12 protein-coding genes are annotated in these 11,000 nt (G+C 62.5%); 8 read left to right on the plus strand and 4 right to left on the minus strand.

All coding sequences use genetic code 11. The features are described 5' to 3' along the window. Positions 1 to 53 precede the first annotated feature (53 nt). The 5 genes from QM590_RS05275 to QM590_RS05295 all read left to right on the plus strand — a co-directional run bounded on the left by QM590_RS05275 (position 54) and on the right by QM590_RS05295 (position 3,752). Entirely contained in the window at positions 54 to 527 is a 474-nt protein-coding gene (locus tag QM590_RS05275) for a hypothetical protein (RefSeq protein WP_068047269.1), read from the plus strand. Between the two features lie 239 nt (positions 528 to 766). Continuing rightward, positions 767 to 1,297 (plus strand): hypothetical protein, encoded by a 531-nt coding sequence (locus QM590_RS05280; RefSeq protein ID WP_269594087.1) that lies wholly within the window; start codon positions 767 to 769, stop codon positions 1,295 to 1,297. A 47-nt stretch (positions 1,298 to 1,344) separates the two neighbouring features. After that, on the plus strand, positions 1,345 to 2,496 hold the full coding sequence (locus QM590_RS05285; RefSeq protein WP_269594088.1) for a GNAT family N-acetyltransferase: 1,152 nt from the start codon (positions 1,345 to 1,347) through the stop codon (positions 2,494 to 2,496). A gap of 75 nt (positions 2,497 to 2,571) precedes the next feature. After that, positions 2,572 to 2,916: a nuclear transport factor 2 family protein gene (locus QM590_RS05290; protein WP_269594089.1), complete on the plus strand. Its 345-nt coding sequence runs from the start codon at positions 2,572 to 2,574 to the stop codon at positions 2,914 to 2,916. Next, positions 2,913 to 3,752 (plus strand): SDR family NAD(P)-dependent oxidoreductase, encoded by an 840-nt coding sequence (locus tag QM590_RS05295; protein ID WP_269594090.1) that lies wholly within the window; start codon positions 2,913 to 2,915, stop codon positions 3,750 to 3,752. The genes QM590_RS05290 and QM590_RS05295 overlap by 4 nt, the downstream gene beginning before the upstream one ends. A 453-nt stretch (positions 3,753 to 4,205) precedes the next feature. Here the strand turns inward: QM590_RS05295 and QM590_RS05300 are convergent, their stop codons facing one another. From QM590_RS05300 to QM590_RS05310, 3 genes are all read right to left on the minus strand, one after another. After that, a complete protein-coding gene (locus tag QM590_RS05300) occupies positions 4,206 to 5,879 on the minus strand; it encodes a cation:proton antiporter domain-containing protein (RefSeq protein WP_269594091.1) in 1,674 nt (557 codons plus the stop codon). 210 nt (positions 5,880 to 6,089) lie between these two features. Further along, a complete protein-coding gene (locus QM590_RS05305) occupies positions 6,090 to 6,545 on the minus strand; it encodes a tellurite resistance TerB family protein (RefSeq protein WP_032398482.1) in 456 nt (151 codons plus the stop codon). A 91-nt stretch (positions 6,546 to 6,636) separates the two neighbouring features. After that, positions 6,637 to 6,969 carry a hypothetical protein gene (locus QM590_RS05310; RefSeq protein ID WP_068051195.1) on the minus strand — a complete coding sequence of 111 codons (333 nt, stop codon included), beginning with the start codon at positions 6,967 to 6,969 and terminating at the stop codon, positions 6,637 to 6,639. A 192-nt stretch (positions 6,970 to 7,161) separates the two neighbouring features. Between QM590_RS05310 and QM590_RS05315 the strand changes: the two genes are divergently transcribed. The 3 genes from QM590_RS05315 to pabB all read left to right on the plus strand — a co-directional run bounded on the left by QM590_RS05315 (position 7,162) and on the right by pabB (position 10,260). Beyond that, a complete protein-coding gene (locus QM590_RS05315; protein WP_027497120.1) occupies positions 7,162 to 7,500 on the plus strand; it encodes an RNA polymerase-binding protein RbpA in 339 nt (112 codons plus the stop codon). A 281-nt stretch (positions 7,501 to 7,781) separates the two neighbouring features. After that, entirely contained in the window at positions 7,782 to 8,177 is a 396-nt protein-coding gene (locus QM590_RS05320) for a chorismate mutase family protein (protein WP_082898863.1), read from the plus strand. A gap of 10 nt (positions 8,178 to 8,187) precedes the next feature. Continuing rightward, complete coding sequence (gene pabB / locus QM590_RS05325) at positions 8,188 to 10,260, plus strand: aminodeoxychorismate synthase component I (protein WP_094641776.1); 2,073 nt, start codon at positions 8,188 to 8,190, stop codon at positions 10,258 to 10,260. A gap of 55 nt (positions 10,261 to 10,315) precedes the next feature. Here pabB and QM590_RS05330 read toward each other — a convergent pair whose 3' ends face one another. After that, entirely contained in the window at positions 10,316 to 10,912 is a 597-nt protein-coding gene (locus QM590_RS05330; RefSeq protein ID WP_094641778.1) for a DUF8020 domain-containing protein, read from the minus strand. Positions 10,913 to 11,000: the final 88 nt, after the last annotated feature.

Consider the following 11,000-nt stretch of genomic DNA (forward strand, 5'->3'; position numbering starts at 1 on the left):
GGCAAGTGTTACGTTGAATCCTGAAAGTACACCGCGCACATCCATGGAGGGTCATGAAGAAGCATCCGGTCGTCACTCGTTCACTCGTCCTCGCCAGCGCGCTCACAGCCGTGATCGGTACCAGCGCCGCGCAAGCCGGTGCCCAGGAGAGATACTTCTCGCCGCAACAACGGATTTACACGCTCGCCGAGGTTCCCCAATGTCTCGGCGGTACCGTCGATGTGAATGTCCAGAGCGGTTACGCGCCCAACGAGATTCGTGCGAATTTCACCACCCACCTGTACAGCCCGGCATGGGCCGGATCAGCCGACTACGAGTGTTATCTGAGCATCTATGCGGATTGGCGTAACCACGACACAGGACTCAGCGGAACCGCCGAGCAGCGGGTGGCGAGCTGGCGGTTCCAGGGCCCCAATGTGGCAAACCCTTACGTGGACATCGAGACAGGGGAGGGGCCGCTTACGGTCACCTTCAGAACGAGTGCCGCGCATACACCGAGCCCCACCTTCGAGGTGCCGGCCCGCTGAACAGCGCCGAACCGGCTTCCGGCGGGCGAGAGCCGTGACGTCTTCATGTCGACTCGAAAGAGAAAAGAGAAAACGTGACAATTGCTCGGAAGTCAGTTGTTCTGGTCGCGACTGTGTGCGGATTGGCCCTAGGTGGTTGTGCGAGTGGCGATTCGGACACCAGTGCCGCGCCGGACACGACACGTGTGCCCGCTGGGACGACGACGTCGCCCGCGGGGACGAGCACCGAGTCGTCGGTTGTGGCCGAGCCGCCGACTCGGCTCGAGGCCGAATCCCCACAGAAATCTGCAGTCGCTCCGTCGACGCGAACGCCGGAGGAAGCAGCGGACCTGGTGCCGGGTGGTGGTGGTGCGATCTTGCAGCCGTCGGGAGACGAAGCAGGCAACGTCGATCCCGTGACGTTCCGGACGGGGAGTGACAAATACAACTTCACGTCGCCTACGGGCAACATTCACTGCGGCATCTGGGACGCCGACGGGCCCGAGGGGCGAGTGGGATGTCAGGCCGTGGACGGCAGAAATCCTTTCGACGGACCGCAATGCTCGAACGCCGAGAACGACAAGGTCGCTGTTCGCGTAACCGCGGCGGGCTCGGAAAGCATGTGCACGACACAGGGCATCTACGTGGATGCGAACGCCCCAATACTCGAGTTCGGCCAGGTGCTGTCGGTCGAGGACGTGGTGTGCCGGTCCGGGCCCGACGACATAATCGGGTGTACCGCACCCACGGGCGGATTCACGTTCTCCCGAGGTATCAACTACACCTACTGATTCGGACGTTGCGGGGTGTGAGTCGACAGTCCACACTTGGACCCACCATGACGAACTACGATCTGCGCGCCAACCCACGGAAATTGCGGCCGCGGCCAGCGGTCCCGCGCGAGGTGGCGGTCGAGCTGACGTCCAGCGGGGTGCCTGTTGCCGAGCGCGACTTCTTCGTCGAGGAGTTCCGCGGGGTCACGATCGTGATCGCCCTTCCCATGGTGGGCGTCGCGGCTCTGGAAGCAGTGGAACGGACGGTCGGTGAGTTCGGCACCGGCGACACGCGATTCATATTCGTGGTTCCGGCCGACCATGCTCCGGAAGTCACCGCTGCAGTCGGTGGTGTGGCCATGGCCGGTGCGACTGTCTGGAACGACGAGTCCGTCGCCCGTCTGTGGCTCGCAATCGCGGACTCGGAATGCGTCGTGATCGGGGCGGAGGCGGCCGCTGTCGCGCGCACTGCAGGCACCGTGTCTGCGAGCGTGCGGGCATCGAAAATGGTCCTGACCGATCCGGGCGGGGGTTGGGGTAATCCTCCTCGTAGCTTCGCCGACATCGACCTGCACCGCGAGCGCCTGGTCGCCCACCTGGCCGAACGGGGGCTCGACAATTTCCCCCCAGCCGCCGAGGCAGCACTTGCCGGTGGTGCATACAGCGTAAACCTCTGTCGTGCTGAGGATCTCGAATTCGAGCTGTTCACATTCGACGGCCGAGGGACCGTCCTGACCCAAGGCCGCTACCTGCACTTGGCCTCGCTACAGGTGGACGACTTCCCGGCAATAGAGGCTTTGGTGGCACAGGGAGTGCGAGAAGGGGTTCTCAAGCAGCGCAGTCGGATCGAGATTGCCAGGATGGCTGTCGGTGGGCTCGGTGCTCGGGTACTGCGCACGGGGCACCTCGCCGGCATCGTCGGACTCGAGGTGGACCGTTACGCCGGAACCGGATTCGGCGAAGTGTCCGGCTTGATCACCGTTGCCGAGTTCTCCGGACTGGGAGCAGGCGGCTTGTTGATGGACGGATTGTTGGAGGTCTGCCGCACGAAGGGCATCTCGTCCCTGTTCGCGGTCACCGTCAGCAGTGAGGCCGCGGAGTTCTTCGCCAAACGCAGTTTCGTCGAGGTCGGGCATCAGGATGTGCCTGCAGCGAAGTGGGAAGACTACGACGCCGATCGGCTCGAGTCTGCTCGCTGTTTTCTACGATCAGTCTGAATATTTGTGAGCAGTGTTTTTCCGGGGTGGACCTGGTGTTGACACTCCCCTTGGGGGAGGCATCACCGTGGGGTCATGACAACACAATGGGATGGACTCCCGGACAACGTCAAGAAGTTCATGACCGCACTCGACTCCAAGCAAGGCGCTCGCGGGCTCTCCGTATTCACCGCGGATGCCGTGGTGACCGATGAGGGCCACGACTACTCGGGCCGAGACGAGATCGAGGCCTGGCTGATCGCCTCGGTCAGTGAGAGTGAGTACACCTACACGAGCGAGTTCACCGGAGCGACCACGACCGGCACGACTGTCGACGTCGAGCAACATCTGGAAGGCAACTTCCCCGGGGGAGTCGTCGACCTGCACTACCGCTTCACGCTCGACGGTGCGCTGATCCAGCGGCTGGTGATCGAACCATGAGCAAGCGATGGTTCATCACCGGTGGCACACCCGGCGGTTTCGGCATGGCGTACGCCGAGGTGGCGCTGAAGGCGGGGGACCGCGTGGTACTCACCGCCCGGCGTCCGGAGGAATTGGCGGCGTGGGCCGATCGGTACGGTGACCGCGTTCTCGTAGTGGCCATGGATGTCACCGACGCAGCACAGGTGCTCCGCGCGGTGCACACGGCCGAGGAGCATTTCGGCGGTATCGACGTGCTGGTCAACAACGCCGGTCGAGGCTGGTACGGATCGATCGAGGGAATGGACGAGTCCTCGATACGGGCGATGTTCGAGCTGAACTTCTTCGCCGTGCTGTCCGTCACGCGCGCAGTGCTACCAGGTATGCGCACTCGCGGAAGCGGGTGGATCGTCAACGTGTCCTCGGTGGCCGGGCTTCTGGCGGCGGTCGGATTCGGCTACTACAGCGCCACGAAATACGCGAGCGAGGCCGTCACCGACGCGCTGCGCCAGGAAGTCGCCGAGCACGGCATCTCCGTGTTGGCAGTCGAACCGGGCGCTTTCCGCACGAACGCGTACGCCGGATTCGCCGACGAGCCCATCGCGGAGGCCATTCCGGAATACCGCGAGATGCTGCAACAGGTGCGGGCCGCCTTCGTCGACATGAACGGGGTGCAACCGGGAGACCCGCATCGCGGTGCCCGTGCGGTGATCGCAGCGATGGCCCAGGACCCACCGCCACACCGGCTGATCCTGGGCAACAGCGGATACGACGCCGTGATCGACGCGCTGGAAGAAAACCTGAGCGACATCCGGTCGAACGAAACACTATCTCGTAGCGCGGATTTCCCTGCCTAGCCAGGCCCGCTGAAACAGAGAGGTATTGCGCTGTAACTGACGCAGAGCCGTGGGTTCCAATTAGTTGACATAATGTTGATTATCGGCAAAACGGAGCAGCAGTTCAGAAGGTGTCGACGGACGCTGCGGCGGTTCGGTTCCTGTGGCCGACGCATTCACAACGCTTCCGCGTCGAACGCTGTGTGCACGTCCCACTCGAGCACTGCGGCGGACACTCGGCGCTGTTGTCCAACGGGCAGCTCCTCGCGACGGTTGAATGAAATGTGTGGATCCGGATGAAATGTGTGAATCCGATCGAGCTTGCGTCACTCTCTTGCATCCCGCTCGCCCACCTTCAACCCTCCGAATCGTCACAGTGACGTTTTGCAAGGGTGGAGTTGGGACGAGCAGGCCGCGGTCCAGTCGCCGATTCGGTGTCTCTCCCCTGGCCCTCGAATATCCCACGCGAATCGGTCAGGGATGCTCATCGAGCGGTACCGGTCCCGTGGTCGGCCGAGGGACCTTCTCGGACTGCGAGGTACCGAAGTCGGAGTCGCTTTCGTTGCCGACGGGATCGGGCGATGTCGTGGCGACCTGATCCGCCAATTCCAACCCCGCACCTGCATAGACATTGAACGCGATGTCCACGCCGTGCTCCTTGGCCCACTGCACTTCGTCGTCGTAGCGGGCCACTGCGGCAACTGTTCCACTGAATCCGGATTCGCGCAGACAGGCGAGTGCTGTGACATTGGCACCGTGACGCGGCATCGCGAGCACGGCAATGCGTACCGACTCGGAATGCCGTAGTTGATGCCAGAAATCGAGATCGGTTGCGTCCCCTTCGATGACTCGTAGTCCCTGATCAGCCAGGCGACGAATGCGAGGCCCGTCGTAGTCGACTCCTACGGCATCGAGGCCGTAGTGATCGGTGAGCCGCTGATATGCCGCGAACCCGACACGCCCCATTCCGATCACGACCACCTCGGCGTCGCCGGCATCGCCGGAGCGTTCCTCGGGATGCAAGCTCGACTCGTCCTGCTCGGGTAGACGGGTCGCGATCTTCTCGACCATCAGGTGGCCACGACCGTTCACCAGAGCCGACGCGACGAAACTCAAAGCCACGGCGATCGACATCTCGACCAGCCAGGCCGGTGCGAGTAGGCCGGTCGTCACTCCTACCGACACGACGATCAGGCCGAATTCGGAGTAGTTCATCAGGCTCAGTCCGGCCAGGAGCGCGGTCCGATATCGCAACTTCATCAGGGCGAACAGCGCCAAGTACAGGACGGATTTGAGTGGCAGCAGAAGCACCATGAGGAGGGCGACACCGAGACTGGGTAGGTCCGGCAGCCCGGACAAACCGATCGAGACGAAAAAGCCCACCAGGAGCAGTTCCTTGATGTGGAACAGCGATCGTGACAGTTCCGACGAGGCCGGATGCGATGCCAGCAACACGCCGATGACCAGTGCGCCCAGATCCCCCTTGAGCCCCAGGGCGGAGAACAGGGCGTAACCCGGGACCAGCGCCATCACGATGCCGAACAGCGACTGCATCTCGCCGTGGCCGAGTCCGCTCCAGATCTTCCGAAGGATCCGCGTCACCGGCCACAGCAGTACGAGCGTCACCGCCCATGGGCTCGGTAGCGAGCCGCTGGTTATGGTGAGGAAAACCACGGCAACGATGTCCTGCATGACCAGGACACCGATCGCCACCCGTCCGTAGAGGGCGTGCGACTCCCCTCGCTCTTCCAGAACCTTGACCACGAACACTGTGCTCGAGAACGACATCGCGAATGCGAGCAACGCTATCGTCGTCAGACTTTGGCCGGACAACATGGCCAACCCGGCGACGGCGGCGAGCCACAGCACGGTGGTACCGACCACGATGCTCGCCACCAGATGCACCGATGTTGTCAGCCACACCTCCCGGCGCAGAAGAATACGAACGTCGAGCTTGAGACCGATTGCGAACAACAGCAGTGTCACGCCCAGGTCGGCGATCAGCTCGAGCTGGGGCACCTCACCGACATCGAGCGCATTGATGACGAAACCGGCAGCGAGAAACCCGACCAAGGGAGGTAGCCGTACCACCATGGCGAGTCCGCCCAGACCGAAGGCGATGACGAGGTAGATCGCGGCAACTGTCATGCACGGTCCCTTTGCTGGTGGGCTGCAACCGGATCTCCAACGGATCTTTCGACGTCGGCACAAGCCGTCGGAGTGCCCCTAGTATCCCGGCATACGCCACATTTCACAGCGGCGACTGCCGACGAGAACGGCGATCGACGAAGTCGCCTGATGACTTCGTCGATCGCCGTCAGCACGATCGACTACCGCGGTCCTTTCGTACGGAAGGACTCAGAGCTCGAACTCGGCCGGATCGATTCCGACTGCGAAGCACGCATTGCGCACGGCAGCCTTCTCGTGATCGTCGAAGTGGCCGTCCGCGCCGCCGATGATGATGCCGATCTGGATGACGGCCCGTGCCTGGTCGGGCTTCGACTTCAGCTTGCCGATCGTGGCTGTCGCCTCGACCTTCCCGAAGTCGAAGTCTCCCTGCAGCTTGTCGCAGTACCAGTCGAACTTCTGCCGAAGCTCGTCGGGCTCGAACACTCTCAGAGCCTCGTTGCCGGCGATCAGTGATGCCGTCTTCTGGCGCTCGGCAGGATCGATGGTGCCGTCCGCCGCCGCGATCAGGGCACACATGGCCATGCTGCCGTTGGCGAATTCCTTGTTCTTGAACTGGCTGGTCTTGGTCTGCAGCTGGCCGTTCAATTCCTGTGCCTTGGATTTGAGTTGATCCCAGAACGCCATGGAGCTCCTCACTAGGTCGTACCGCCTGCGCAGTCGCGCGGGCGGTACGACCATTGTCCATGGAGTCGGTGAACGAGTAAGGAACCGCAGTTCAGCGCAGTCGCTCTGCGTCATGAGCTTTGGCCAACAGCTCGGCGCACAGTCGGTGCAGTTCCGCAGCGTCGGCACCTTCCGCCACCGCCGTGCTGACGTCCTCGGCGGCACACCGAACCTCGAACGCTCTGTCTGCCACGGCCGACACCTCCTCCGCGGTCAGCACGACGGCGTCGTCGGGAATCGACGTCCCTTTCGTCGCGCTGCGCTGCTCGTAGGCTCGCTGACGGCACGATTGACGGCAGTACCGCCGCTTACGGCCGGTTCCTGTATCGGCGACCGGGCGCCCGCACCAGGCGCATGTCTGGTCGCGGCGGGTTCTGGCGGACATGGTCGTTCAGCCTACTGCGGCCGCGAGGTAAGATCGCCCGATAAGCTGCGCCGATGGGATCGCACCGGGACTCATCGGCCCGGGAACGAACCGACGCGCGGCGACGTTGTAGATCAGTGGGTAGACGGTGTAGTTCGATGTCGACGGATGGCTTCGACGCACGTACCTACTATCGATGGAGAGGACTTCACCATGGCAGATCGTGTACTTCGAGGTAGCCGACTGGGAGCGGTCAGCTACGAGACCGACCGTGATCACGACCTGGCGCCCCGCCGCGTTGCGCGCTACCGGTGCGACAACGGCGAGGAGTTCGACGTACCGTTCGCCGACGATGCCGAGATTCCCGGAACCTGGGCTTGCCGCAACGGTCTGGAAGGGTCGCTGATCGAGGGAACCGCGCCGGAGGCCAAGAAAGTCAAGCCTCCCCGTACGCACTGGGACATGCTGCTCGAGCGTCGTTCGGTCGACGAGCTCGAGGAGCTTCTCAAAGAGCGTTTGGACCTGCTGAAGGTCAAGCGCCGCGGCGCATGACGTTCGCCGCACTCTGCACCGCCTGATTGGAAACAATCCGGCGGTGCAGTTTTTTTTATGTATATCGAACTTATCGGATGTTTTCGCGGACCTTTGTTGCATTCATTGTCGCCTGACCAGCTATTCCAATACGATCGAGTGGCGAGGTGGCTGTCCGAGGTGCCATCATGGAGTATCGGTTGTCACACAAGTGGACGATTCGTGAACGGTCGCCGTAACAGTTGTCGGACAATACCGATAAACAGCGGCATCGCACTCGAAAAATCAGGGGGCAATAACTCGTGAGCCAGGATTCTGATCAGCGCTCGACCGACGCTTTGCGCACGGCGGCCTCCGAAGCGGAATCGGAAGGCCATCGCGCAGTCGGCGAGCAGAAGCTTGCGGAGTTGAGGCGCGAGTTGGACGGAATCGACGAAGTTCTGCGCGCTGCAATTCGAGACCGCATCGATGTGTGTGTACGTGTTGCACACGTAAAACGAGAACACGCCATTCCGATGATGCAACCAGGCCGTGTCGGATTGGTGACAGAGCGAGCGAGAGAATTCGCGTCGGCCAATGGGATGTCCCCCGACTTTCTCGAAGATCTGTACCGAACGATGATTGCAGAGGCATGTCGCGTCGAGGATTCGATCATCGATTCTCCGACGCCCGGGCCGGGCCTCGACAGGAAACGGTAGAAGCACGCCGATGACGATTCATACGCTCCTGGTGGACAATTACGATTCGTTCACCTACAACCTGTACAGCCTTCTCACCGAGGTGAACGGACGGCCGCCAACGGTGGTCAAGAACGACGTCGAGTGGACGTCTTTGGATTTCGAGGCTTTCGACAACGTCGTGATCTCACCCGGTCCAGGGCGGCCCGATGTGGAGCAGGACTTCGGGATCAGTTCTCGCGTGATACTCGAGTCCGGTCTACCGATACTCGGCGTGTGCCTCGGGCATCAGGGTCTGTGCCATCTGTTCGGTGGCAGTGTCGATCTCGCGCCCGCGCCGATGCACGGCAGGATCACCGACATCACTCATTCCGGCGTGGACCTGTTCGCCGGAATCCCCTCGCCCTACTCGGTGGTGCGGTATCACTCGCTCGTGGTGACCCGCACCCCTGCCGACTTCGAGGAAGTCGCATGGACGCCCGACGGACTGGTCATGGCCGTGCGGCACCGGAGCAAGCCCATGTGGGGCGTTCAGTTCCATCCCGAGTCGATCAGTACCGAATACGGCCGCGAACTACTCGCCAACTTCCGCGATCTGACACTGGCTCAATCGGCCGCATCGAGCGCCGCACGGACTCAGGATTCGATCTTCACCATCGAAACACGTTCGCTCGACGAGGCTTTCGACTCCGAGCAGGTATTCGACGCTCTTTTCGCGGACGGCTCGAAGAGTTTCTGGCTGGACGGTAGCGCGGCTCTCGAACCCGACTGCAGATTCACCGTCATGGGCGACTGCTCGGGTCCTCATGCGGAGTACGTGACCTACTCGGTTGCCGAGACCACGGTGACCGTGCAAGGTGCCGACGGTACGACCGAGCGCATCCACTCGACATTCTTCGACTACATCGACGAGCGATTGCGAGAGCGGTCCACTCCCCCTCGACACGACCTACCGTTTGCATTCGGACTCGGCTACGTGGGGTATCTGGGATACGAGCTCAAGGCCGATACCGGTGGCCAACTGGTTCACACGGCCTCGACTCCCGACGCGTCGATGGTCTTCGCAGATCGCGCGCTGGTGTTCGACCACGAAGCCGGCACCCTGTATCTGATGGGGTTGGCCACCACCCCCGGGGATCCTGTGTTGGCGCAGTGGTTCGACTCTGTCACCGAGACCCTGCGTGGCTTGTCTCGAAAGGCAGTCCCGAACGACCACGCGGATGCGCCAGCGTCGGGCACTCCCCTGCTCGGAGCAGATCGATCGCTCGAGCCCCGTCTACGCCACGACCGTGCCCACTACCTCGATCTGATTTCCCAGTGCCTCGCCGAGATTCGCTCCGGTGAGACGTACGAGGTCTGTTTGACCAACACGGCGACCGTAGCCGGATCCATCGACGCGACCGCCACCTACTCGTACATGCGTGAAATCAACCCCACTCCGTACAGTGCGCTGCTGAAGTTTCCCGAGCTGTCGGTGTTGAGTGCGTCTCCGGAACGCTTCTTGCGCATCGACGCCGACCGCGTAGTCGAGTCCAAGCCGATCAAGGGGACGCGTCCCCGCGGAGCCACGGCGGAAGAAGACAACGCGCTCAAGGCCGATCTCGTCGCGAACGAGAAGGACAAGGCCGAGAATCTGATGATCGTGGATCTGGTGCGCAACGACCTCGCCCAGGTCTGCGTGCCGGGGTCGGTTCACGTACCGAAGCTGTTCGATGTCGAAACCTATGCTCCCGTGCACCAATTGGTCTCGACCGTTCGTGGCCGCCTGCGCGAGGACGCATCCGCGGCGGACTGTATCCGTGCCGCGTTTCCCGGTGGTTCGATGACAGGAGCCCCCAAGATCCGCACGATGGCGATCATCGACAAGCTCGAAGACGGACCGCGCGGGGTGTACTCGGGTGCCATCGGTTACTTCTCGATCACCGGCACCGCAGACTTCTCGATCGTCATTCGCACGATCGTGGCCACCGAGCACGAAGTGACGTACGGAGTGGGTGGTGCAATCGTGGCACTGTCGGATCCCGACGAGGAGTTCGAGGAGACGATGGTCAAAGCCGTGTCGATGCGCCGGGCGTTGACCGGGCGGACAGCGAACAGCGGGTAGAGCGCACGCGCTCCACCCGCTGTTCGGACCTCCGTCGGCTCGGGGCCGTTCTGCCTTACGGAGTGGTGAAGTACTCGAACACGGCAGGCTGAGCCTGCGGGTTTCCGTTGGACGTACCGATGACCGCGCCGGCAACCGTACCGATGACGGTTCCGATGATGCACCCGGAGATGAAGTTCGGGAAGATCGATACACAGCCGATGGCGAAGCCGAGGCCTGCGCCGATCGCCGTGCCGACACCGCCACCGTTGTTCCAGCCGATTGCGAGCTGGTTGACCATGTTGTCGAATGCCTGCTGCTTGGTCCGCGGACCTGCGACCTCGGCGACGGGAACCGTCTGCGGAGTCAACGTCAGTTCGCGACCCTCGGCACCGATCAGCGGTGCGATCGAGTAGACGGTGCCGTTGATGGTGTATTCCAGCGGAACGGTTGCGAGCGTGGCACCGGCCTGGTCGATGACGGACACGTTCTCGCTCGTGGCGTCGACCCGGAACAGCCCGGCATCGAGGATGGTGGTGACCGTGCCGTCCGGGTTGACCGAAGTCTCGTAATTCACCGGGTCCGACGACGGGTCTGCCACAGCATGGCCTGCTCCGGTGGCCACCGCAGCGGTCAACGCCACCGCTACCGTTGCTGTTCTGATCAGTTTCACTTCTGTCCCCTGGTGGTAGTGATTCGTATTCGACGGCATTCGTCTCGAGTGCCGATGGTATTCGTAGATGTGCCCTGCGATGTGAAGA

The organism is Rhodococcus sp. IEGM 1372 (assembly GCF_030056835.1).
Taxonomy (GTDB): domain Bacteria; phylum Actinomycetota; class Actinomycetes; order Mycobacteriales; family Mycobacteriaceae; genus Rhodococcoides.